The organism is Rhizobium oryziradicis (assembly GCF_001939045.1).
Taxonomy (GTDB): domain Bacteria; phylum Pseudomonadota; class Alphaproteobacteria; order Rhizobiales; family Rhizobiaceae; genus Allorhizobium; species Allorhizobium oryziradicis.
In genome coordinates this window covers 365,590-389,628 of sequence record NZ_MKIM01000024.1, presented here as the reverse complement: position 1 = coordinate 389,628, position 24,039 = coordinate 365,590, and the positions used below count along the sequence as shown (strand labels likewise).

At 55.6% G+C, this 24,039-nt stretch carries 15 protein-coding genes and 1 pseudogene; 12 read left to right on the top strand and 4 right to left on the bottom strand.

The window, feature by feature from the left end:
* Positions 1-607 precede the first annotated feature (607 nt).
* Positions 608-1,984: an MmgE/PrpD family protein gene (locus BJF95_RS07315; RefSeq protein ID WP_075638752.1), complete on the bottom strand. Its 1,377-nt coding sequence runs from the start codon at positions 1,982-1,984 to the stop codon at positions 608-610.
* Positions 1,985-2,091: 107 nt separating this feature from the next.
* Here BJF95_RS07315 and BJF95_RS07310 point away from each other — a divergent pair, with 107 nt between their 5' ends.
* The 8 genes from BJF95_RS07310 (at position 2,092) to BJF95_RS07275 (ending at position 11,523) form a co-directional block, all read left to right on the top strand.
* The gene (locus BJF95_RS07310; RefSeq protein ID WP_075638751.1) at positions 2,092-2,997 is read left to right on the top strand and encodes a LysR family transcriptional regulator; all 906 of its coding nucleotides are present in this window, start codon (positions 2,092-2,094) and stop codon (positions 2,995-2,997) included.
* Between the two features lie 38 nt (positions 2,998-3,035).
* Positions 3,036-3,947: a LysR family transcriptional regulator gene (locus BJF95_RS07305; protein WP_075638929.1), complete on the top strand. Its 912-nt coding sequence runs from the start codon at positions 3,036-3,038 to the stop codon at positions 3,945-3,947.
* Between the two features lie 173 nt (positions 3,948-4,120).
* Complete coding sequence (locus BJF95_RS07300) at positions 4,121-5,065, top strand: ABC transporter permease (RefSeq protein ID WP_075638750.1); 945 nt, start codon at positions 4,121-4,123, stop codon at positions 5,063-5,065.
* Positions 5,062-5,880: an ABC transporter permease gene (locus BJF95_RS07295; RefSeq protein ID WP_075638749.1), complete on the top strand. Its 819-nt coding sequence runs from the start codon at positions 5,062-5,064 to the stop codon at positions 5,878-5,880. The genes BJF95_RS07300 and BJF95_RS07295 overlap by 4 nt, the downstream gene beginning before the upstream one ends.
* Positions 5,877-7,505 (top strand): ABC transporter ATP-binding protein, encoded by a 1,629-nt coding sequence (locus BJF95_RS07290; RefSeq protein ID WP_075638748.1) that lies wholly within the window; start codon positions 5,877-5,879, stop codon positions 7,503-7,505. The genes BJF95_RS07295 and BJF95_RS07290 overlap by 4 nt, the downstream gene beginning before the upstream one ends.
* 17 nt (positions 7,506-7,522) lie before the next feature.
* Complete coding sequence (locus BJF95_RS07285; protein WP_139317439.1) at positions 7,523-8,383, top strand: serine hydrolase; 861 nt, start codon at positions 7,523-7,525, stop codon at positions 8,381-8,383.
* Positions 8,384-8,422: 39 nt separating this feature from the next.
* A complete protein-coding gene (locus tag BJF95_RS07280; RefSeq protein WP_075638747.1) occupies positions 8,423-9,964 on the top strand; it encodes an ABC transporter substrate-binding protein in 1,542 nt (513 codons plus the stop codon).
* A 104-nt stretch (positions 9,965-10,068) separates the two neighbouring features.
* Positions 10,069-11,523: a M20 family metallopeptidase gene (locus BJF95_RS07275; RefSeq protein WP_075638746.1), complete on the top strand. Its 1,455-nt coding sequence runs from the start codon at positions 10,069-10,071 to the stop codon at positions 11,521-11,523.
* 943 nt (positions 11,524-12,466) lie between these two features.
* Here BJF95_RS07275 and BJF95_RS07270 read toward each other — a convergent pair.
* The 3 genes from BJF95_RS07270 to BJF95_RS23630 form a co-directional block, all read right to left on the bottom strand.
* Positions 12,467-13,123, bottom strand: coding sequence for an HNH endonuclease (locus tag BJF95_RS07270; RefSeq protein WP_075638745.1), 657 nt, complete (start codon positions 13,121-13,123; stop codon positions 12,467-12,469).
* Entirely contained in the window at positions 13,124-14,605 is a 1,482-nt protein-coding gene (locus BJF95_RS07265) for an AAA family ATPase (protein WP_075638744.1), read from the bottom strand. It abuts the gene before it with no gap.
* 511 nt (positions 14,606-15,116) lie between these two features.
* The gene (locus BJF95_RS23630; RefSeq protein ID WP_083638728.1) at positions 15,117-16,934 is read right to left on the bottom strand and encodes a hypothetical protein; all 1,818 of its coding nucleotides are present in this window, start codon (positions 16,932-16,934) and stop codon (positions 15,117-15,119) included.
* Positions 16,935-17,633: 699 nt separating this feature from the next.
* Between BJF95_RS23630 and BJF95_RS07255 the strand changes: the two genes are divergently transcribed.
* The 4 genes and pseudogenes from BJF95_RS07255 (at position 17,634) to BJF95_RS07245 (ending at position 23,779) form a co-directional block, all read left to right on the top strand.
* Positions 17,634-21,983: an NACHT domain-containing protein gene (locus BJF95_RS07255; RefSeq protein WP_075638926.1), complete on the top strand. Its 4,350-nt coding sequence runs from the start codon at positions 17,634-17,636 to the stop codon at positions 21,981-21,983.
* 409 nt (positions 21,984-22,392) lie between these two features.
* Positions 22,393-22,587 (top strand): annotated as a pseudogene (locus tag BJF95_RS24345) (hypothetical protein); the annotation flags it as partial.
* A 329-nt stretch (positions 22,588-22,916) separates the two neighbouring features.
* Positions 22,917-23,429, top strand: coding sequence for a restriction endonuclease subunit S domain-containing protein (locus BJF95_RS24340; protein WP_245297268.1), 513 nt, complete (start codon positions 22,917-22,919; stop codon positions 23,427-23,429).
* Complete coding sequence (locus tag BJF95_RS07245) at positions 23,423-23,779, top strand: site-specific integrase (protein WP_245297258.1); 357 nt, start codon at positions 23,423-23,425, stop codon at positions 23,777-23,779. The genes BJF95_RS24340 and BJF95_RS07245 overlap by 7 nt, the downstream gene beginning before the upstream one ends.
* Positions 23,780-24,039 lie beyond the last annotated feature (260 nt).

The following is a 24,039-nucleotide window of genomic DNA, read 5'->3' as shown; positions in this document are numbered from 1 at the left end:
TAACATAACGAGAGCTATGAGCGATTTATCTCAGTGTCTGTTCCGAATCTGCAATACAGCAATCTGCAAAAAGCGGTAGAGCGAAATCAAAGGAACAGGGTCCCCAGCTATTTTATGTTAATGTACGTTGCGCCCGCATCACAAAGGGCTTGCCATTGCGCTGGCATTAAGTAGCTAAAAATTAATAGAGAATCGGAATGTTGCTGAATCCAAGGAATTCGGTGTCTATAGCCCCAAATTGCAATTGCCCGGGGACCATGGATTCTCACATCATTTCAATGACTTAATGGAAAAGTCTCAAATTCCCTCTGTTTTCCCGCCGCGAGCGACCGTGGATGCCACCTTTGTGCCCTGGCTTTGGGCATCAGTCAACTGGACGGGCAAAGCGGCAATAATTTCCGCTTCGTGTATCTCCAGCGGACGCAGACAGGCGGTGATTTAAGTTCAGAACAATCTGAAAGCTTTAGATCAATGGATGGCCGACGGCACGATGAGCGATGGGGTATCGTCGCAAGCAATTTCGACGTCGGAAGTTCTTTGAATGCTCAAGCTGGATCGACACATTATCTGCCGTTAAATCTCAAGTCAGGTTGCCTCAAAAGATGGCTTAACGGCGGAAATGACGGTTCAATACTTGCAACGCATTATCGGTAATGGCCCTCACGCTTTTTCCGGAGCAAATGGCTTTTAAGTCGGAGTGTGTGATATGCGCCGTGGAAAGTCCTGCCCACCGTAGGCAATCCTCAAACTTTGCAAGCTTCTGCCCGTCATTCGAAGGTGCAGCTATAGAGCCGTTGGCGTGAAGTCGCTCGGTGGAGAACCTGCGCCCATCCTTTAACGAAATATGGACTTGATGCGGTAGCCGCTCGACCCCGCGCTCTTCTTCAACGCTATACGAAGTCATGTTGATCTTCGCCATAAGACAACGCAGTTCGGGCCGTATGGCGGCTTGCGGAGTGAAGTCACCAAGCGACAGCCCGCCGTTCGTCAATGCGACGGCAAGGCAATATTGCATCGAAAATCTGGCCTGCATTTCATTGGAAGGATCGGGGTAGGCGAGATTGTCGACCGCTGAGCGCCCGACTTTCGTGTCGATCCGTTGGATGTCCTCGATGGAAAACCCATGCTCCTTTTGCAGATCCAGAGCGGCATCAATGGCGCGATGAGTGGATGCGCAGCACGGATGGAGTTTCGTGACCAGACCGCGGGTTTCGATGATGTGTTTCTCGTCCCATGAAAGATTCGTCCAACCGGTCGCCTCGTCGCCCCCAAAAAGATCGAGAAAGCCCTGTGGACGTTCCAGAATATCGAGCCTGCCCGTCAAACCCGATTGGGCCAGTAGCGCGGCCTCAACCGCGTTTCGAGCTGCGATGCCTGCATGAAAGGGTTTTGCTCCCGTTCCAAACTGTCCTTTGGGGCCGGAAGCCATGCTGGTGGCAAGGCTCATGGCGTTTGCTATCTGAGGCTCATCAAGCCCCAAAAGTACGGCCACGCCTGCGGCGGCCCCTATACAGCCTATTGTCGATGTGCCGTGCCATCCCCGGTTATAGTGCGAGGGGATGACGCCGAAGCCGACCGATGCCTGCGCTTCAAGGCCTGCAAGGTAGGCTTTTACCAGCATGGGGCCTGAAAAGTCATCGCTGCTTGTCGCAATCGAGAGAAGGGCTGGCACCAGAACAGCAGATGCGTGCGCGCGTGCGGGATGGAAATTATCATCGAAGTCCAGACAATGGGCGGCGGTGCCGTTAATTAGAGCGGCAACAGATCGTGACGCACGGCCTCCTGTGAAAACCAGCGATGGTCCATCTCGTTTGATTTCATTTGCGAAAGTCGTGGCGATAGACCGGGGGGACGCGTCATTCATGCCCGCAATCATGCAACCGATCGTATCCACAATTGCGTCTTCCGCCCGCTTCGTCGCGAGAGCTGAAAACGATGTTCTGGACATGAGCTGTCGGGCAATTTTTTCGAGAACCGTTGTCATTCTGGCGCGTCCTTGCAAATTTCGCAGCGAGCGGTATTGATGAACGGGTGCCTTTTCCGGCGCAATCTTATGCAGATTACGGGTGACGTTATCCGGGAGTTAAGAGAATGAAAAAGTCGGGCGACGTCCAGATCAGCATCAAGCATATCCAGGCATTCGATGCGATTGCGGCTACCGGCTCGACCATTGCCGCTGCGGTTGATCTCGGTATTTCCCAATCCAACACCAGCCGCCTTTTGCATCAGTTGGAGGTTTATCTCGGTGTGCGGCTGTTCGACAGGGATAAGAACCGGCTCTCGATGACGCGCGAAGGAATGCAGTTGGGTCCGCAAATTCGGGCCATTGCGGACAAACTGACGGCCTTGAAGATCACTGCCCAGGAGCTTGAAGAGGGGCGTTCGACGGATATTCCGCTGAGACTGGCATTTCCCGCAAGCCTCTCCGCGACGCTGGTGCCTCGTCTGGTCAAGAGGTTTCTGGCCGAAGTCGGTTCGGTACGAATCGAGATTGCGTCTGGAAATTACCAGGTCATCGAGCGGATGGTGGCGGAAGGGGCTGTCGATCTCGGCTTCACGCGCCTGCCTTCTCCGACGCCGGGGCTTCGCGAAGAGCATGTCATGCCGACGCGTAATATTTGCGCGCTGCATGAGGGGCATACACTTGCCGCAAGCTCGAAGATCACCATCGAACAGTTGAAGACCGAAAATCTCATTCTTCTAAACCGTGAGCGTGCGGTGCGCCACGAATTGGAGGCCATCTTCTATCGTGCCGGTCTTCGCCGCCGCCCAGCCATCGAAGCGCACTCGGTCGGCTGCGCCTGTGCTCTTGCTGCGCAAGGGCTCGGCATTGCTATCGTCAGTGAATTGCTGGCGTTGGAATATCAGGCTTTGCCGCTGGCATTCGTTCCCTTGGAACCGACCATCCTGGTCGATTACGCGATTGTCAGTTCCGAGCTTTCCCCGCTTCCGAAAATGGCCATGCACTTCTTGAACTACCTCCGGGAATGGGCTTAAGCCAAGTATCAGGCTGGTGAGGGAGTGACGACGGCATGATCAATTTCAGGCAGCTTGAGGTTCTGAAAACGCTCCTCGCGACTGGCTCAACCATTGCCACCGCAAAAAGCATGGGGCTCAGCCAGTCCGGTGTCAGCCGCCTGCTCCAGCAGTTGGAAACCGATCTGCAACTGAGGCTTTTCGATAGGGACAAGGGCAGGCTTATTCCCACGCCTGAGGCTGGCATTCTGGCGCGAGATGCTGAAACCATATTGCTTGGACTGAACAGATTTTCGGGACTGGCAGAAGATCTTCGCAGCGGTGCAAAGGGCCCGGAACTGGTGCGCGTTGGGCTTCCTAGCAGCATGTGGGAAAACTTTGCGCCTGCCATGATGACGGATTTCGTGCGCGACTACCCCTCAGTGCGGATCGAAACCTTTTTTGAAACGACATCGAACATTGCACGCCTAGTCGAACAGAAGGTCATCGATTTCGGCTTTCTGCGTCACGAAAATCCTGTGTTGCCCGGCATCGATATGGAAATCGTTGCGACGGGAACCAGCGTATGCGTTCTGCCTGAAGGGCATAAACTGGCATCGCTGAAAGAAATTCACGCCAAGGATTTGCGTGGGGTGCCGCTGATCCTCATCGGCCGCCAGAGGCCAACGCGCATGCTGCTCGATCAAACTTTTTCGCGCGAAGCCGTGAGGCAAAACGTGAAGATCGAGACCCACACCAACAGCTCCGCCTGCTCTTATGTGGCGCACGGCTTGGGCGTTGCCATTTTGAGCAGCTTCTTTGCCAATCTCTACCAGCACCTTCCCATCGTTCAGCGTCCGTTCGTTCCTGTCACCACGCAGGAATTTGCCCTGGCGACACCCTCGGGCACATCAGCGTCTCTAGCGGCGAAAGCCCTGATGGAAGCACTCAAGCGACAGATCGAAATCTCCCAGAAAAGTGCGGCTGGTTGAAGTCACGACGGGCATTGGCCTGAGTTCAAAACCGGGCGGTGCTTTCAGATTATGCATTATTCTATGACGAAAATGCATAAGATTGCGCTCATTTTTTTGATCCGTCATAGTCTTTCCCATAACAGCCGGTGACTTTGTAGATCCGGTCCCGACAATCGTGTTCAGGGGAACCGATGATAAGATTCATATTCCATCGATTGCTGATGGCGATCCCGACATTGGTGATCGTCGCAATCACAGTCTTCGCGCTCATTCGATTCATACCAGGCGATCCGGCAGCTCTGATGCTGGGAGATATGGCCACACCGGATCAGGTTGCCGAGATGCGCGTAGAGCTTGGGCTCGATACATCGCTGCCCCAGCAGTTTCTGGTTTGGTCTGGCAATGTTTTAAGCGGAGATTTCGGTCAGTCCATCGTCAACAAGGAGCCGGTGCTGCCACTCGTCGTTTCGCGATTTATGGTTTCCGCTGAGATCGTCATCGTCGCGGTCATTCTGGCGAGCCTGATCGCAGTACCTGCGGGCGTGATTGCGGCCTGGCGTCAAAACAGCGCGACTGATCTTTTCCTGATTGGCACGGCGACAGTTCTGCTTTCAATCCCGACATTCTGGCTCGGATTGCTTTTGCTTCTCTTCTTCGGACTGAAACTCGGCTGGCTGCCGGTGCTGGGATATGTCTCCCTCTCTGATAATTTTGTATCGGGCCTGCTCTATCTGGTTCTGCCCATCATGACACTCGTCATCCACGAGGCTGGTGTTCTGATCCGCATGGCGCGTGCTTCCACGCTCGAGGTTCTCAGGCTGGATTACATTGCCCATGCCCGCGCTAAAGGCCTGTCTGAGCAGGCGGTTCTCTGGAAGCACGCTTTCAAGAATGCCTTCGGTCCGACTTGGACCATGATCGGCCTGATCCTTGGAAATCTGCTCGGCGGCATCGCCGTCATCGAAACAGTCTTCACTATTCCCGGCCTTGGACGCCTGATGGTCGATAGCATTTTTCAGCGGGACTACCCCGTCATTCAGGGCTGCCTTCTCTTTGTCGCCATGTCCTATGTGGTCGTCAACCTGATTGTCGATCTCCTTTACCCTCTGTTTGATCCGCGCGTGGTGGCCGAATGAAACACGTATCCCTCAATGGCCTGATCGGCGGCGTTCTCATCGCCTTCCTTTTGACAATTGCCGTCTTGAGCCTGTTCTGGACGCCCTTCGATCCCATGAAGCTGAGCTTCACCGCAAGGCTTGCGGCACCTGGCCCACTCCATCTGCTCGGCACGGATGAGTTCGGGCGCGATGTCCTGAGCCGCCTGATGGTCGGTGCACGGGCCAGCGTCTGGATCGGCTGCCTCACGGTTGGCTTCGCGGTGATCGCAGGCACCCTGATTGGTTTGGTGAGCGGCTATGCTCGCGGCTGGATCGATGGCTTGATCATGGCAGTCAACAATGCGCTGCTGGCTTTCCCCGGCATCTTGCTGGCGCTCGGGCTTCTCGCAGTGTTCGGCGCAAATCAGTACGGCATCATCTTCGCCCTTGGCATTGCCTACACGCCATCCATGGCGCGCGTCGTTCGGGGAGCGGTGCTGTCCCTGCGAGAGCGCGAATTCGTCGAAGCGTCACGGGTCATGGGCAATGGCGAGATCTTCACGATGTTCAGGCACATCCTGCCCAACTGTCTCGCACCGATCACCGTGCTTGCCACCTCTATGTTCGGCTGGGCCATTCTTTCGGAAAGCGCCTTGAGTTTTCTCGGTCTCGGCGTGCCACCTCCGGCACCAACCTGGGGCAATATGCTGGCGGCAGGTCGCCCCTTCATCGAGCAGGCCGTCTGGCTCGGTCTCTTTCCCGGCCTCTGCATCGCTCTCACCCTGCTTGGCATCAACCTTCTCGGTGATGCTCTGCGCGATAAGCTCGACCCACGCATGAGGGGTTTGAAATGACTGAAGGAACACTTCTCAGCGTCCGCAATCTCTCGCTGCAGATCGCCCGTCGTGATGTGGGTGTCGTGAAGGATGTCAGCTTCGACGTGGCACCGGGCGAAATCTTCGGCATCGTCGGCGAAAGCGGATCGGGCAAATCGCTGGCGACACGCGCGCTCGTCTCTCTGCTGCCACCCGTCATACGCAAGATAGCAGGCACGATCATCTTCAAGGGCCGCGACATCACGGCCATCAGCGAGAAAGACTTGCGCTCGCTCCGTGGCGCGGAAATCGGACTGGTCTTTCAGGAGCCAATGACCTCTCTCAATCCCTCCATGACCATCGGGCGGCAATTGGAGGAGGGGCTGGCGCTTCACACGCAGGATACGCCTTCTGTTCGGCACGAAAAAATCCTTTCCATGCTAGGGCGCGTCGGCATTCGCGATCCCGAAAGAGCGCTTGACTCCTATCCGCACGAGTTTTCAGGCGGTATGCGCCAGCGCATCATGCTGGCATCCGTCATGCTTTTAAAGCCAGCCTTGTTGATTGCCGACGAGCCGACAACCGCGCTGGACGCGGTGATCCAGCGTGATGTCATGGAACTGATGGTGGAACTGACGAAGGCGGAGGGCACCGCCGTCCTTCTCATCAGCCATGACCTGCCAATGGTGGCACGATACACCGACCGCATTGTCGTGATGGAGAAGGGCTCAATCGTAGAAGCTGGCACGACGGAACAGATACTGGAGCGCCCGCAGCACCCCTATACGCGAAAGCTCCTCTCGTCTTTGCCCGTGCGTGGCGAAGTTCGATCCATCGATACGACATCCGCACCGATGATCTCGGCTCGCAACATCGTCGTCGATTATCCTGGACGGAAATCCTTTCTCAAAAAGGGCGAGCCGAAGCGCGCATTGCATGGTGTCTCAATCGATATTCATGAAGGCGAAGTGGTGGCGCTGGTTGGTGGCTCCGGCTCCGGCAAGACAACGCTCGGGCGAACAATCGCCGGACTGGTCAAGGAAACCGAAGGCCAGGTTCTCTTCCAGGGCCGCACACGAGACCATGACTGGCGCGACTATCGTCTCAATTGCCAGATGGTTTTTCAGGATCCCTATTCTTCGCTCGATCCCAGAATGACGATTCTTGCTCTTGTTGAAGAAGCCTTGCGTCTCGTTCCGGGCATCGAGCGTGCGGCAAAGATGAAGCGCGCTTACGAAACGCTGGATGAGGTTGGCCTCAGTGCCGATTTTGCGCTGCGCTATCCGCACGAGCTTTCGGGCGGTCAGCGACAGAGAGTGGCGATTGCCAGAGCAATTGCGCGCAGACCGCGCTTTCTCATTGCCGATGAACCTGTTTCAGCGCTCGACGTGACTGTTCGCGCGCAGGTGCTCTCGCTCTTTTCCGACTTGCAGAAGCGTTATGGCTTTTCCTGCCTGTTCATCAGCCACGATCTCGGCGTGGTCGAACAGGTGGCCGATCGCGTCATCGTCATGCAGGACGGCAGGATCATCGAGCAGGGTGATCGCAACACGATCTTCGACACGCCGAAGGAGGCCTATACGCGGCGGCTTCTCTCGGCAATTCCCGCTCTCGATCTCAACGAGACCGGCGGCGTGAAACTCAAATGGCGCTTGGAGGCGTGACGATGAATACAGCACCCATGACATCTGCCAGCTTGGGGTCAACACCTGAGAGGCTGAATGCGGTTTGCGATGCGCAGCCCTTCATCACACGGTACTGCATCAAGAATTTGCGCACCGGCGAGGTTTTTGAACGTGGAGCGGATGAGGAAACACCTTCGGCAAGCACGCGCAAGACCTCCATCATGATGGCAGCGCTCAAGGCCGTGCATGAGGGCAGGCTCGACCTTAATGAGCAGATTGTCTACGAAGCGCGTTTTGCCGAAGAAGTCGCTAGCGGAATGTTTCGCTATCTGACGCCTGGGATCGTGATTTCGCTCCGCGATGCCATCACCGGCATGATGGTACTTTCCGACAATGTCTGCACCAAGATGGTGTTTGAGCGGCTCACTCTGGAAGAAGTAAACAGCTATTGCCAATCCATCGGGATGGTGGGCACGCACCACCGTTTTCTGATCCCCCCGCTGGCACTTTCACCCGATCATTCGCTGAAATCCGTCACCACGACGACGGCACGCGACCAGATGTTCCTGCTTCAGTCAATTCTCGATGCGCAGAGGTCTGAGGAAGCTTCGGAGCGTCTCGGCGTGTCGAAAACTTTGAGTGTCTACGCCTTGCAGACATTGAAGAACCAGATCCTGCGATACGCCATCCCCTCGCGTCTACCGTTCGGCACGGTGGTTGCACACAAGGGAGGCACGGGGAAGCGCGGCCGAATGAACGCTGGCATCGTCTACGATGACGGCCAGCCGCTCTACATCATCACAGCTTTTACCGATCAGGTTCCGCAGGAAATGCCGGATGGAACGCCGGGCTACACCGTTTCTCTCGAAACCATCGGCCGTCTTTCGCGCGTCTGCTGGGATGATTTTCGAGCCTGAACCAACAGCGTCACAACGAACAATAACAGAGGGTAGAACATGAAAAGCTTAACTCTTGCTGGAACCATGCTGATTGCGCTTTCGGGCGTTGCACAGGCACGCGATATTGTGATTGCGCAAAGTTCGGATCTGCGCAGCAACATCCCTGGCGTCAACCGTGATGGGAATACGGACGGCGTCATTCTGCATATCGTCGAAGGGCTGGTGGGCTATGCCAATAACGGCGAGGTGAAGCCTCTGCTGGCGCAAAGCGTGGAGACATCCGCAGACGGGCTGACCTATACCTTCAAGCTTCGCCAGAACGTCCAGTTCCACAATGGCAAGCCGCTGACGGCAGATGATGTGGTGTGGAACTGGAACCGCTACATGGACCCGGCCACGAAATGGACCTGCATCAAGGATTTCGATGGCGGAACCGTGAAGGTAACCGCGATCAAGGTTATCGATGCCCACACTGTGACCATGTCGCTCGAGAAGCCCTCGGCGGTTTTCCTCGGTCTGATGGCGCGGCCTGAATGTGGCTATACCGGAATGATCTCCAAGGATTCACTCAAGGCAGATGGTGCCTTCGATAAGCCTATCGGCACGGGTCCGTTCAAATGGGATGAGTGGAAGAAGGGCGAATACATCCATCTGTCCAAGTTCAATGAATATCAATCGCCAGCCAATGACGGCAAACCGGATGGCATGGTCGGCTCAAAACGCCCGCTGGTGGATGGCATCAAGTTCATGGTCATCCCCGATGCATCGACCGTGAAGGCTGGGCTGCAATCGGGCGTGCTCGATACGGCGGAGATTTCCCCTGACCTTATTCCCGAGTTCGAAAAAAGCCAGAAGGCGAAGGTCATCATTTCGCAGAACAACGGCAAGAACCTATTCTACATCCAGACACGCGATCCCGTGATGAGCAAGCCGGGCGTTCGCCGTGCCATGGCGATGGCGCTCGACATGGATGAACTTGTTGCTGCGGCCTCCAACGGAACCGGCAAGGCGAACGGCTCCATGGTGGCATCGGATTCAATCTACTTCAGCGAAACCCAGAAGAAGCGTCTTCCCTACGATCTGGCTGCGGCGAAAAAGGAACTTGCAGCCTCTGGCTACAAGGGCGAGCAGATCAACATCATTGCCAATAAGCGCGGTAATGTTCCGAGCTTCCCGGCTGCCGTTATCGCGCAAGCCATGTTGCAGCAGATCGGGCTCAATGTGCAGATCGAAGTGCTGGACTATGCTACGCAGGTTGATCGCCGCCGCTCCGGCAATTACCAGATCATTTCGCAATCCGTTGCACCGCGTCTCGATCCCGCGCTGATGTATAGCTTCTATGTGGGCGACAAGGACAAGAATGCCTCGCTGATGTGGGACAATCCCAAGGCAGTCGAGCTGATGAAGGCCGCCTATGCGGAGATCGATCAGAAAAAGCGGCAGGTGATTTTCGACCAGTTTCACGAACTCATGTTGCAGGATATGCCGGGCATCTTCCTCTACGACATGATTGATGTCTGGGGTGCAACCAAGTCCCTGCAAGGCCAGCCTGTCTGGCAGTCCAATGCGCGGCTCTGGGAAGTGTCACTCGCCCAATAACCCGTCATGCAAGGCACCGTATCTGTGCGGTGCCTTTCTCCCTTACAGAAGCCACCGCCATCGTCGATGGGCGGACATGGTTTCGCTTTGCCTTGAGGAACAGCATGCCAGATCAAACAGCCTTGAAATCCCTGACGCAATCGATTGACCGTCTCGCGCCTGATTTTACCTCCCTGAGCGACCTGATCTGGGATTTTGCGGAACTCAAATTTGATGAATTCAAATCGGCTGATCTCCTTGTTCAAACGCTGAAGCAGCATGGGTTTGCGGTTGAACAAGACATCGCAGGGATGGAAACCGCTTTCATCGGACAGTATGGCAGCGGCAATCCCATCATCGCCTTTCTGGGCGAATACGACGCGCTTGCCGGAATGAGCCAGCTTGCGGGCATTGATGAGCCGCGTGCGGGCGAAACCGGTGCCAGTGGTCACGGCTGTGGCCATAATTTGCTGGGCGCAGGCTCACTGTTGGCGGCTGTTTCGCTGGCGAAGTATCTGGAGGCCAACGGTCTGCGAGGCACTGTGCGATATTATGGTTGTCCCGGAGAAGAGGGCGGTTCCGGCAAGACCTTCATGGTGCGGGCGCGTGCATTCGAAGACGTCGACGCTGCGCTGACATGGCATCCGGCCCCTTTCAATGGTGTCAGATCAACGAACAATCTGGCGGTGCTTGAATATTACTACCGTTTCAAGGGAGTTGCCGCTCACGCCTCTAACGCTGCTCATCTCGGGCGATCTGCTCTCGATGCCGTTGAACTGATGAATGTCGGCGTGAATTTCCTCCGCGAACATATGCCGCAGGATTGCCGCGTTCATTACGCTATCACCGACGCTGGCGGGCGCGCCGCCAATGTCGTTCAGGCGAAAGCAGAGGTACTCTATCTTGTACGTGCGCCCGAATTGTCGCAGGCCTTGGCACTGGCCGAACGTGTCGATCAGGTGGCGCGCGGGGCGGCGATGATGACGGGAACAGAGGTCGAGATCGTGTTCGATACCGCTGCGACGAACCTCCTACCAAATCTGACCCTCGAAAACGCCATCCATGAAAATCTGGTGGCGATCGGGCCGGTGCCTTTCGACGAGGCGGACATTGATTTTGCTCGGAAGATCCAGGCGACATTCACGCAGGAAGCGATCAGGAGCAGCATCAAGCTTTACCAGATCAAGCAGGATGTCTTTTCCAACGAGAAGATCGATGGAGCTACCGCGTTGCACACGGGCCTGCGCGCTTTCGAAGGCCAATCCCACTTCCGGGCAGGGTCTACCGACGTCGGAGACGTGAGCCGCGTTACCCCGACAGCGCAGTGCTGGGCTCCGGCCTGGGCAATCGGAACGAACCCCCATACATGGCAGGTGGTCGCACAGGGAAGAAGCCCTGCCGCTCATAAAGCAATGGTTCACGCCGCGAAAGCCTTGGCCTCAACAGGTCTTGATTTGGCCACCTCACCAGACCTTTTAGCGAAAGCAAAAGACGAGTGGCAAAACGCCGTACAAAATGAGCCTTATGTTTGTCCAATCCCTAACCACATTATGCCGGCTGTCCACTTGTCGACTCAATAGGACCACTGGAAGTATCGGTGTTGTGAGTTCTTTGCTGTCCGAAGGAGGCTCAAGCGCGTTCTGGTGAAAAGGTAGTACAGCCGCTTGGAAGACGCGCCAGCCGGTCGAGATGCGAAGCAGCCAAGCGCTTCGGTGGCATCTGGTTGCAGGTCTGCATAACCTTTTTGGGTCCGTGCTATATTTTGACCTGACAACCATACGCCGTTGAGGTCATCGCTAGAGCGGTTCACTGTTTCACGGAAACAGTGAACCGCTCTAACTTTTTGTTTTTACGCATTTCCGGACGGAAAACCGCTACGCACTTTTCCTGGAAATGCTCTAGCAGGTCCCCAGCCGATTTTGCGAGACCCGTTTCAGCACGACGGATGGCCTTAAGAACAGCAGCCAGGATTGCTCAACTTGTTGAGAAGACGCCACTTTTCCGGGCGGGAAATAGGCGCAAATTTGGATCGAAAAATCGGTGAAAAATGACTTACCTGGGGGCTAGATTCCCACATAATTTCAATGACTTCGCTAAAAAGTCTTGAAATTCCCTCTGTTTTCCCATCGCGAGCGACCGTGGACGCCACCTTTGTGCCCTGGCTTTGGGCATCAGTCAATACGGGTCTGAAACGGAAATAATTTCCGCTTTCGGGCTGAAGTTTACGTTCCCGCGGTCGCCGCGCGGATGGCCGCTTCGCGCCTCCATGTCGGTCATTAGAGTAGCTTGGGCAGATGCCGAAAAGCAGACAGTCCAGCCTGTTCGCTTCTCAATTCTGCAAAGCGCCAGAAGCGGTCACTTCCAGATGGAGTGATCTCATTCAGGCCAAGTGAGGAGTCCGATACATCTGATACTCGGAGTCAGGGGAGACTTCCTCACAAATCCCAGTCCGCGCGGCACGCTTGTGCTTCTGCCAGACCTAGTTGCGACAGCGAATCCGCGGTGCAGCCAACCACAGTTGCCTTATTGCGCTTTGCCTGCTTCTTCTTCGATTTTAATCCTTTCAAGTATCGCGGCGACCACAGGCCTAGCTTCGTCGACTGTCTTTGCCATACGAAGATTACCGACATCCTGCTCGAACCGCCGATCTCTAATTGGCTTCTTGATGCGCGCTATACGTGCTCTAATCCTATAAAGTTCGCAATGATGAATAGTGAAACTTCCCTTGTCGGTGAGAGCGTGGAACGTATAATTTCCTTCGATTTCAATATGCTCCTCGTACCGATCAAAGTGCGGATGCACTATCAAATAGCTTGCTGGTGCCGTCGGGAGCCGGACGGACTCCTTGCGAGTGACGGAAACATTGCTCTTGTTGCCATTGCATTCGGTACAGGCGACCGCAAGATTTCGAGGTTCAAACATGAGCCGAGGGTGTTGTGAGCGAGAAATGACATGCTCCACGTCCCAAGCGCGACCGTGCTCATTGATCAACTCTTGCTGACAATAGCAGCACCTATATTGCTGCTCTGCAATGTAATGTTGCTTCACAGAGGAGCGGATGCCTTCGATATTTGGATCAGCCCAGGTGCCCGACGTAAAATTCACGTCTTTCAAGAACGCCCTGATTATTTTTTTCTCGGTATCGCTATATTGTGCGGGATTAGCAATCATTGATGTCATCTATTTCTTATAGATTTTTTCTAAATCATTGATCAGCTCCACCGCTCCAGGGTTATCTTGGATGAGCGGCCGCATCTCGAGAAGTTCGCTCATGGTGTCGACGAATTCCGGGTCTTTTGTTTTTCCATCGGCAGCGAGCCGCAGCGCGGCCACCAAAAGCTCCTGAAGGAAGGAGTTATCGCCACTTATCGTTTGAAAAGCTTTCGCGAGAAGGAAATCGGTGGAACGTCCTGAAACCTCATTGCCGCTTGTGGGGACATCGTCACTAACCGAACACAACGTCGCGCTAGGCGGTGCATCTGCCAGGATCAACGGCGAATGGGTGGCAAGTATATAGTGGCATCCCTTGTACATTGAGAATGTATTGGTCAGTAAATCTATGTATTTTGATTGCCACTCAGGGTGAAGATTCGTTTCCGGCTCATCAATCAGGACGAGAGCGTTATCTTCCAACGATGACGATAACGACATAAAGCTGATGGCTATACTCAGCTCGCCAGAGCTTGCCTGCTTTAAATCGATGCGCTCACCAGTTTTTTTCTGGACTTCGACCGCAGCGAGCCGAACGACGCCGTATCTCCGAAGAAGCTGCATTTGCTCGAAGTCTGCAACATCACTATCTAATGGATGTCTCACGTCCAGGGATACTGCCACATAATTATTTGTTGCCTTGTCAATGGCACGGGAGGCTGCAGCTCTTATTTTATATGCAGCTTCAGGATCATCGCGGAACTCATTTGTTAGGCGGCGTTCAGAGCGAGGAAAATGATCCAGAACCTCGCTTTCACTTTGACCGTTCGAGATATTTCTCAGAGCGGATGATGAATCTATTCGGAAGACGGTCGTGATGTTTGTCCGATACCCAATGAGATCGAACACCTCAGCGATACGAGACCTATCCATTAGCAGTGATCGCGAGAATAGTCCGCTGACAGCACGGAACAATAGCGTCGTAACAGACGCTCGGCCCATTCTATCTCGCATACCAAAGTAATCATAAATTTCGCTGGGATTAGCCGAATCGAGACGACTTTGATTTGCGCTCCCGATCGGGAACTTGTCGAAAGGGGTCATCGACAAAGCGATCACCTTACTAGGGAGCATGACCTCGGAAATTTCAGTCCGAGCGCCGTTGATGGAAAGCGAGAGCCCTTTACCGTGCGAGAACGCGAATTCGTGCAGTTGGCCATCGATCGAGTAAACCAGCTCACTGAGTGGAAAATTCTTTCTCAGACCTTTAGCTTTGTAGCTGGCAAGCAGCTCTATTGAACCTGCAATCGCGGAAAGCAGACGACTTTTTCCCTGCCCGTTTCGTCCCAACAGAATTGAAACATGCTCATTTTGATCGTTGCGATGAGCAACCGGATTGGGAAATGATACAGCGACCGAGTTGCCCTGCCTCGGCTCGCGAGTTAGGTCCCAGCGCGACATCTCAATTCTGTCTGTGGTGCGCGCACTAATAAGTCTAAAACCAAAGGTCATAGGGTCTCGCTATCCAATTCATGACTATCACTGTCGGTATTTCTCAATCAGAGGTTCGTCAAGCTATTGATCGCTCACACGCGCAGCAAACGCTTATTGCGCGCGCGGCGCGGTTCCTAATGCATCGACGGGCAATATCAACCGGAGGCGCAGTCGGCGCTTCAATCTGCTAAGCCATTACGTGGTCATTGAAGTTAGTCGGTCGCAGGATGGGAAGCTATACTGATGCAGCCGGGAGATGATGCGGAAAGGTCCTGGAGCGAAACCTCATAGGTAGCAACTGCTATCAAGCATGACCGCTTCGGGCCGATAGCGGACGTGATTTCCGCTTTGCGCCTCCCAATCGGCCATTCAGACTCACTTTTCGTTTTCCCAAAAGTTGACGACGCACCCCACCAGCCGCAAGGTGGAAACCGGGTGGGAAGCTATCTGCCAGAATTCGGGCGATCCCGCGCCACTTGCGCCGTCAGTAACCTTCAACGCAACGCGCCTCGCACCAGCCCGGACCGCCTCAAGGCCGACAAACGACCACACCGTTTGCGCCGACTTCCGTGCATGCCGAGAAGAATGATTGTAGCAGCCAGTAGAGTTGTACGAAGGACGGTGCAGGTTTGTGACCGGCTTGAATGGCTATAAACGCGTCCGCGACCGCTTGACGGCTGAGCGACGACGTCACAATGACAGCGCGTCGTCGCGCATCGGGAGTCGTTCTTGCACGACGTAGCGCGACCGCAAGATCAGTAGCATTCGAGCGTATGGTTCTTGGAATCTGTGTTTCCTGATCCGGCGCGTTATAGGTAGAGCCCCACAATCCCAGCTTTGCCGCGAGGCGCCCTTCGGGAAATGTCATGTTACCCAGGTTCTTGGTTGCCTGGCTCACCGACACATGGAAGGGGCTGGCACCAAGGGAAAGCGCTCCGTGTTTTGCGTGGTAGAACGAGATTTGCGTAAGCCCCGCGTCGTCCGTAACTCCGATAAAGTCAGCCCACTCATCTCCAAGATCGTCGCACAGCAAAATCGGATCGGCAGAAGCAATGTGATCGACAATCGCCCCAAAGCTTGACGTGGCATCAAAGGCAGTCTGTCCAGCAGCGAATTCCCCTTTTTCGCTGGTAACTGGGTTCAATGAGGCGCTAGCAGAAAAGTACCGCAAGAATGATTCACCGCCGTCCAATAGGGTCTCGTCCCGGAAGACCTGCCCATCTATATAGGCCAATCGCACATCGTCAAAGAGAACGATAAGCGCGTTGATTTCATCGAGGTATTCGCGCAGCGTTTGGCGGACGTCATCTTCCCCCGCGTTCTGGCTGCTCCGGTCCACGTAGACATCCGATGCCGGAGGTAAGGCCAGGGACCGGAGGGCAATTCGGTTCTTATTAAGGCTGACCGATGCCGCCTGATCTCCCGTTGCGGGTTCACGTGCCATCCTGACGCGTTCATCCCCTTCAATGTTCAGGGGGCGATCGAGCTGTTCCATCAACGCCATCAGTTCGGTGGCGGGGAGTTCGACAGCCGCATCGCCTTCTAGACGAATGAGCCGTATGCCCGCTTCGTCATTGCCCACGGCGTCGGACAACCTGTTCGTATCAATCGCCATTGTGATGGGCACCGCCGCCGTCAGGGCTTCAGCCAATGACACTGGTCGAGCAAAAGACTTGATGAACGGTGAGACGTCCGCATTATCCACACTGAGCGCGTCGATAACGCCTTTTGCGAAGGTCAAGATGCCTGGAAGATCGGCGCGCGCTGAACGAATGCCGATACGGCCTGTGCTTGGTGTTGCGGTAGTCTGCGTGCCACTCACAATCACACTGTAGGTGCGAGGCGCATAACGCCTGCTTCCTGCCGGCCCAACGACATTGGCGAGGTTCTGTGCTTCGACAGTCTTGGCTCGCATTGCGTAGGGCGAAATGGACATGTTGCGCATCGTCATGCGCTGGAAAACCGCATCTGCCTTTGCGATTGCTCCTTCGACCCGCGCCGTCGCAACTGGTGAGAAATGTGTCGTCTTGAATGAAGCCGGGAGGCTCAATCGGGATGACAGAACCGCTGCGTGGCCTTGGTATTCAATTAGCAGGACCAATCCGCAAAGACTCTCCCTGACTTCCGTCGTATCCTCAAGAAACGAAGGTGGGCTCTCATATCTGAAACATAACGCAGACCATCGAGCGCCATCGAGCTGCTCGCGCGTATGCTTGAACTCGTTGTGCGCTGTAACGCCATGGCTGGCGCGCAGCGCAATAAATAAATCTTCTACGGCCTTGTCTGACAGTCTCCTTCGTATCGAATAGAAACTGGCTGACGTCGCGACGGATAGGTCGTCTATCATCTAAATATCTCCACCCCACAACACGGATAGTGCCCAGCAGTGCCTCTAGAGTCGAGTCCTGTAATGCGGTTGTGCAATGCCTGAGTTTGTCTATGTCTTGTCGCGCAACTTCTCGTCGAGTTCCAACGGCGACTCCAACCCGGCTTGCCGTCAAGTCCTTCCTCAAACTGGACCGGCTGACGACAGTCCCGTTCAAGCCAAATCTGCATAATCCTAAAATTGCAGGATTCGAGGCACAGGGAAACCGAACTGAACTACTACGATCAGTTCACACGCGGCAATCGAGATTTAATGCGCTGCACGGTCGCTATTTCTTCCCGTCCTTCGGGACTGGGCGGTGTGCTCTCGGCATCAAGGCAAAAATAAACTCCGTAATGCGCGGCAACCCGTTCAGGTGTGAAATTTTTCTTGTAGGGCCGCGGCTCGACAAGTGCCAAGAAAACATCACAGATCTTTATCGTCTGGACATTGTCGGGTATGTCGGATCCGGACGCCGGTGGCAGGCCGAAGGTCAAAGATCGGCATGAGAAACACTGTCGAGATGCGGAAATCGCCTTGGCGCATATACAACTACGAGTATCGTCAATAGTCGTCTCGACCTGTGGGCGCTATAGAAAGATGGTATTAAGAGCTCAGGCCGTGCCGAATACTGCGAGTTGAACAAGTTTGATTTTAGCCGACCAACACAGGCGCGCAACAATGAGTACCCCAACACCAGATAGCCAGGCAGTTTTCGATCGGACTTTTTACCGCCTGACTAACGAAGAATTAGCTGATCTCGGAACCGCCATTTCGAGCGTACGCCGAGCGTATTGGCGAAAAGAACTAAAGTGGGATGACCTGCTGTCCTCCAAACGAGTGCTACTTGTCTCGGAGGCAGGGTGCGGGAAGACCTATGAGTGCCGCACACAGCAGCAGAAGCTGTGGCACGACGGCGAGGCCGCATTTTTCCTCGATCTATCGGTTCTCGCAACCACGCCCATTGAAGAAATACTCTCTGGCGAGGAGTTTAAACGCCTCGAAAATTGGAAGCATGCTCAGTCCGACGTGGCGACCTTCTTCCTTGACTCAATAGACGAACTGAAGCTCACGCGCGGTAAGTTCGATATTGCGCTACGCAGGCTTAGGAAGCTAGTGGATGGGCAATTGGCCCGCGTCCGTGTTATTGTGACCAGCCGCCCGGTCCCGTTCGACCGGAAGTTGATTGTCGACCAATTTCCGATCCCAAAACCCGAAACCGTCACGGCAGGAGCGAGCGCCTTTGCCGAGATAGCGATGCGGCACAGCCGACCGCAGGTAACTGACGATGACCAGGAAAGTGAAGGATGGTCCAATGTTGGCTTACTCCCATTGTCGACCAGTCAGATGCGGGCCTTGGCTGTCTCCCAGCACGTCACCAATCCCGATGATCTCTTACGCGACATCCAGCGCCGCAATGCCGAGGAGTTTGCCGAACGCCCCCAAGATCTCGTGGAACTTTGTGCGGACTGGCGCGACCTTCAGCGCATCAGGAGCCACCGCGATCAGGTAGAGTCTAACGTTGCGACGAAGTTAAAGCCGAACGCCGAGCGTGAGGAACGGACGGAGCTCTCACTTGAGAGAGCACAGACGCTCGCTAGCCGCCTAGCGCTTGCCGCGATCTTGATGCGAAAGCTGACCTTGCGGCATGATGCCAGCTCGGACGACGTCGAAGCGAGTGAATCTGCACTTGATGTGTCGCGCTTGCTTCCTGACGCTTCCACTGACGAGCACAAAACGCTCCTGGAACGCCCCCTGTTTGGCTTTGCCAGCTATGGGCGGGTCCGGTTCCACCACCGCTCTGTTCTCGAGTACCTCGCGGCAATTCGCTTGGAGGCGCTTCTCCAGCGCGGCGTCCCGATGAAGTCCATCAAGCGTCTTCTGTTCACAGAGACAGCTCAAGGATTGCCTGTGGTACGCCCTTCGGTGCGTCCCGTTGCGGCATGGCTTGCCCTGTCGCGCGACAGCGTCTTCGATGAAATTGTTAGCCGCGATCCTCCGATCGTGCTGGATTTTGGGGACCCGCAATCCCTGAGGCCCGACCAACGCATCCGAGCGCTTGATGCCTTTATCTCGAGGTACCGAGAAGGGGAGTGGCGAGGGCTTAGCATTCCGCACATTCAAGTTCGCCGTTTTGCTTCGCCCGAGCTTGCCGACACGATCAAGAGGCATTGGACTGCTGGCATACCAAATCACGAGGTCCGTGATCTAGTCCTTGATCTCATTGCCGCCGGCCCCATTCCGGAATGCGCCGACATTGCTCACGAAGTAGCTCTGGACCAAGACATACCCGCCACGCTGCGCAGCACCGCCATAAGCGTCCTTGTGGCACTAAACGACCCCAGGCTCGCTGCAATCTCAGAGGGCATGGGTTCGCGGCCTGACCTCTGGAATGACGAGGTTACCCGCCGAAGCTTTGTGCATCTCTTCCCGCAGCACCTGCCGCTGACCATTCTAGGGAATATTCTGGCGCGCGTCCGCGAGGACAAAGGTGCCGTCGGCCATCTTACCTACCATCTTCCGAACCTGATCGAGGGATTGGCAAGTACGGACGTCGACCTGGATGACCTGCGCTCACTGCTGACGCAGCTCGTCAAGAATGGAGTAATCTGGGACCCCTCACGGCATCCGCACCTGGTGACGAACCGTCCAGACCTACTTGAAGCGCTATTTGCTGTGTGCCGTCGCCAGGCAGATCTCGGGGTCCGAACATCGGCGTGGCTCACGTCCACGCTCTTGGTCCTGAGGCTGAACGGCAGCCGTCGTGGGGACAACGACCGCCGGGTATCGCTCATGAAAGCAATCGCCGAACTCAGACCAAGGGCAAGGGAAGAAGCGTTTTGGGCGGAGGATGCCTTCTTGTCTGGCATGCACCCGGAGCCGGACCCGTGGCATCGCCTTTACACAATTGCCCGTGGCGGCGGGATGACCCTGACACCCGACTCAGACTTGGACTGGGTGCATAGTCGGCTCGCCAACCCGGACGAGCCGCTGATCCACCGCCAGATGATGTTATGGGCGTTGACCACCGGGCTGCTGCATCGACACAACGAAGCGCCACCAACGATTGAAAACCTCCGCATTCTTGTGCTGGACTCGGCAGAACTGACGACGATGCTTGAAGAGATGATGAAGCCGCGTCCTCTCAGCGATGACATGGCTCGTCACGAGCGCGAGCACGCCAAGCGTCAAAGGAAGGAGCAGCGTGACACCGCCAAAGCGCATGCGAGCTGGGTCGCTTTTTGGCAAGAGATCATCGATCACCCTGAGCAACTTTTTCAGGATACTCGTGCATCGGGCACGGCCTGGAACCTCTGGTGTGTGATGAAACGGACTGGGTCCGAAAGTAGATCCGCCGGATGGAACCGCGCTTTCATCGAAGAGCAGTTTGGTAAGGCGGTGGCCGACAGGCTCCGGGATTCCATGCTTAAGGTCTGGCGTAACGACCGTCCGTCGCTTCGGAGCGAACGACCCGACGGCCAGAAAGGAACGTTTCTTGTCCGATGGCAATTTGGGCTAGCGGCAATCGAAGCAGAGGCCGAAGACCCCAACTGGGCCATCAAGCTCTCGCCACAAGAAGCTGAGCTTGCTTGTCGCTACGCACCCATCCAGCTCAATGGCTTTCCGTCTTGGCTCAATGCCATTGCAGCGGCACATCCCACTGCGATCGACAACGTTCTGGGCGAAGAAATCAGCCACGCGCTCTTTGACACTTCCAATGAAGACCACTCCCATGTGCTTCAGGACATTAATTATGCGTCCCCTGCCGTCGCAGCCGTGTTCTTGCCTCGGATCAGGCTGTGGCTAGAGACCATGCTGAGCGGCTCCACTTCCAATGTGCGAGCCTCAGAGACCGTCACCGACCACGCCATCGAGATCGTTCTGAAGGTGGGGAACGAAGATGACCGTGCATTTCTCGAAAGTGCGGTCGCGTGTTTCCTGGAGGGAGGTATCAATGTATCCGGCGCTCGAGGCTGGTTGCACCTCTTGTTTAGGCTCAACCCTGCCAGGGCCACCGATTTTCTGGAAGAAGGGCTCGCCGATGTCGTACCAGAAAAAGACAGTGATGCTGTCACTTGGTTCGCCCGGCTCTTCGGACGGGACAACAACAGAGTCTACCCAAAGGCCCCAGGGTTTACGCCGGCCTTGCGATTGCGGCTCACTAAGCTGGCTTACCGGCATGTACGCCCATCAGACGATGTTCGGCACGAGGGAACTTACACGCCAGACACCCGTGACAATGCGGAGAACGCAAGAAACAATCTCCTAGGCGCAGTACTCGATCTCAGCGGTACTGAGGGCTGGGTTACAAAAATGGCGATGATCGACGATCCGCTGCTTGCCCATTTCGCGGATCGAGGTCGCATTTTGGCAGTAGAGAAGGCAGCAGAAGAGGCCGATGCCGCCATCTTGTCGGACATGGAGTTCAAAACACTCGACGCGCATGGCGAAGCGCCGCCAAACATGCGCGACGCTATGTTTGAACTACTGCGCGACCGTTTGGACGACATTGATGACGTCCTTTTGCAAGACACTTCGCCCCGCGAGCAATGGGCGCTGATCAAGGATGAAAGGATTATGCGGCGAGCGGCCGCTCGCGAGCTCAATACGATGAGTAATCATCTCTATACCGTCGATCAGGAAGCGGCCACGGCCGATGAGAAGGAAACCGATATTCGCCTCAGGTCGACGTCGTCGTCGCAACAGGCGACGATCGAATTGAAGATTGGTGAAAAAGATCGCTCGGCCGGAGATTTGCACAGCGCGCTCAAGGATCAATTGCTCACTAAATATATGGCGGCCGAACATTCGAAGTCCGGATGCTTGATGATCACCGTCAACTCCGACCGTAGCTGGAGGCACCCGGACACAAATGCGCAGATGTCGTTGGCGATGCTTATCGACTTTCTCAGCGCTGAGGCCCAGCGGCTTGAGCGGGAGCTAGGTGGTGCCGTTAGGCTGATGGTCAGAGGTCTCGACTTGAGGCCACGACTAAAGAGGGAAGCGGTCAGCCGGAAAGCTGGCGCATGAAACTGGTTTGAACGGCCTGCACCACCCTCGTGAAAGTCCGTTATCGACGGTTCTCGCCCCAGATCCGGACGGTCTGTTGTCGGCCCCATGTCAGACGTTAACCGGAGACAGCCGAACATCTGCGTCTCTCCCAACGAGGCCACTCCCCAACACGCTCGAGGCGACGAACTTCGCACCAATAGTGTCTTTGGATAGAACGCTTCTGGGAAGAGTATTGCCTTGATGTCCCGGAAATTATTTCCGCAGATCGGTGACCTTCTTCATCGGCTGGTCGCCACAACTCTAGTTTGCCAGCTTCGGCAACCTATGGCATGTTCCGCCGAATAGCATTGCAAAGCATCTGGGTGGGGCGGTGTCGGCGAATTTCGGTCATTTGGAAGAGATCAGCCCTGAACTATATCGTTTAGGTATGCTTGCGGAACGGTTTTTCTCCGAAGATGCCAATACCTCACTGATCAAGAGCCGCCAGTTCGGCGAATACATGGTCAAGGAAATCGCCGCCCTTTCCGGCACCTACGATCCCGCCGCACGCGACACAACGAATGATCTGCTTCGCAGGCTTTCGGCCCAGCAAGTGCTACCGCGTGAAGTCGCCAATATATTCCACGCGATTCGTACACGCGGCAACAGCGCCGCTCACAGCCTGGCGGGATCTCCTGCCGAGGCGCTGGCTGCGCTGAAGTTCTGTAGCGCTTTAGCGACCTGTATCGCCGTACCTTTGGGCGTGATCCGAACTTCAGACCGGGTCCGTTCGTCCCGCCTAAACCCTCAACCGAAACCGATCAGGCAACGCAGGCCGAGCTCGCCGCCCTGCGTGCACAGGTTCGTGAGACGGAGGAGAGGCTGGCTGCGGCCCATGCCTCTGCCGAAGAGCTTGCCAGGGCCCGAGCGGCCGCGGACGAACTGGCCCGTCAAGCTTCCGTCGAGAGTGCCGTGTGGGAACAGACGGCCGTCGAGATGGAGGCCAATCAGGCAGCGCTCTCCCGCAAACTCGCCGAGTTGCAGAAGGCAGCCGAGGCGCAGCCCGCACAGATCCAGATGCAATTCAAGCAGGCCGGCCTCCAGGCCGCCAGCCGTTTGGAACTAGATGAGCGCCAGACCCGACGGCTGATCGACGTCCAATTCGTTGACGCCGGATGGGAGGCAGACAGCGACAACCTCCCGGAACACTCAAAATTCTGGCTTTTCGTTAATGATATTCTCATTCAGCGAGCAAACTCCCTCGAGCTTCTCGTCACTACGGTCATTTTCGACGGACCGCCATCTGAGTTTATCTTTCCGGACTTAATGATGCGGATCAGGGCGGATGAGAGGAAAGCTCTGCCCAAGTACCTCGCAACGTTCCTGAACAGCGATGGCGCCAGATCTTACTTCCGAGCGAACGCCACCGGGACTGCCGGCAACGCATTCGGCTTAAGCAAGGAAAGACAGGTGCGCGGGTGGTGATACCTGTGGGCGGGCCGCTTAAGGCGATGCTTGACCCGATCCGGCAAAAGGTAGGCCATGTGCTTCTAACGCTTGATGGTACGCCCTGGACTTCGGGCGGCTTTTCATCCTCGTGGCGTAAAGTGTGCGCGGCGGCTGGTGTCGTCGGTGTGACGTTCAACGATTTGCGGGGAACAGCCGTCACGCGCCTTGCGCTTGCCGGATGCACGGAAGCCGAAATTGCGACAATCAGCGGCCACAGCCTGCGCGATGTTCGTTCGATCCTTGATTCCAATTACCTCAACAGAGACCCAGAGCTTGGCGAAAACGCGATTAGGAAGCTCGAAGAGAGAACAAAGTTTCCCAACTGACCATAGATGTTCTGAAAGAAAACGAGGAATTACGCTGTAAAAACAATTGGCTGGGGAACCTGGATTCTCACATGATTTCAATGACTTAATTGAAAAGTCCTGAAATCCCCTCTGTTTTCCCATCGCGAGCGACCGTGGATGCCACCTTTGTGCCCTAGCTTTGGGCATCAGTCAACCGGGCGGGCTGGCGGAAATAATTTCCGCTGTCCGACCTCACGTTTGCGACGAGGCGGCCGTAGGGCTCCCGGCAGCTTTGCGCC

What these genes read in the sequence shown, in the direction of transcription:
- BJF95_RS07315 (WP_075638752.1), bottom strand. Translation starts at nt 1,984, where the DNA reads ATGACAACGGTTCTCGAAAAAATTGCCCGACAGCTCATGTCCAGAACA.
- BJF95_RS07300 (WP_075638750.1), top strand. Translation starts at nt 4,121, where the DNA reads ATGATAAGATTCATATTCCATCGATTGCTGATGGCGATCCCGACATTG.
- BJF95_RS07285 (WP_139317439.1), top strand. Translation starts at nt 7,523, where the DNA reads ATGACATCTGCCAGCTTGGGGTCAACACCTGAGAGGCTGAATGCGGTT.
- BJF95_RS07290 (WP_075638748.1), top strand. Translation starts at nt 5,877, where the DNA reads ATGACTGAAGGAACACTTCTCAGCGTCCGCAATCTCTCGCTGCAGATC.
- BJF95_RS23630 (WP_083638728.1), bottom strand. Translation starts at nt 16,934, where the DNA reads ATGATAGACGACCTATCCGTCGCGACGTCAGCCAGTTTCTATTCGATA.
- BJF95_RS07310 (WP_075638751.1), top strand. Translation starts at nt 2,092, where the DNA reads ATGAAAAAGTCGGGCGACGTCCAGATCAGCATCAAGCATATCCAGGCA.
- BJF95_RS07265 (WP_075638744.1), bottom strand. Translation starts at nt 14,605, where the DNA reads ATGACCTTTGGTTTTAGACTTATTAGTGCGCGCACCACAGACAGAATT.
- BJF95_RS07255 (WP_075638926.1), top strand. Translation starts at nt 17,634, where the DNA reads ATGAGTACCCCAACACCAGATAGCCAGGCAGTTTTCGATCGGACTTTT.
- BJF95_RS07275 (WP_075638746.1), top strand. Translation starts at nt 10,069, where the DNA reads ATGCCAGATCAAACAGCCTTGAAATCCCTGACGCAATCGATTGACCGT.
- BJF95_RS07295 (WP_075638749.1), top strand. Translation starts at nt 5,062, where the DNA reads ATGAAACACGTATCCCTCAATGGCCTGATCGGCGGCGTTCTCATCGCC.
- BJF95_RS07270 (WP_075638745.1), bottom strand. Translation starts at nt 13,123, where the DNA reads ATGACATCAATGATTGCTAATCCCGCACAATATAGCGATACCGAGAAA.
- BJF95_RS07280 (WP_075638747.1), top strand. Translation starts at nt 8,423, where the DNA reads ATGAAAAGCTTAACTCTTGCTGGAACCATGCTGATTGCGCTTTCGGGC.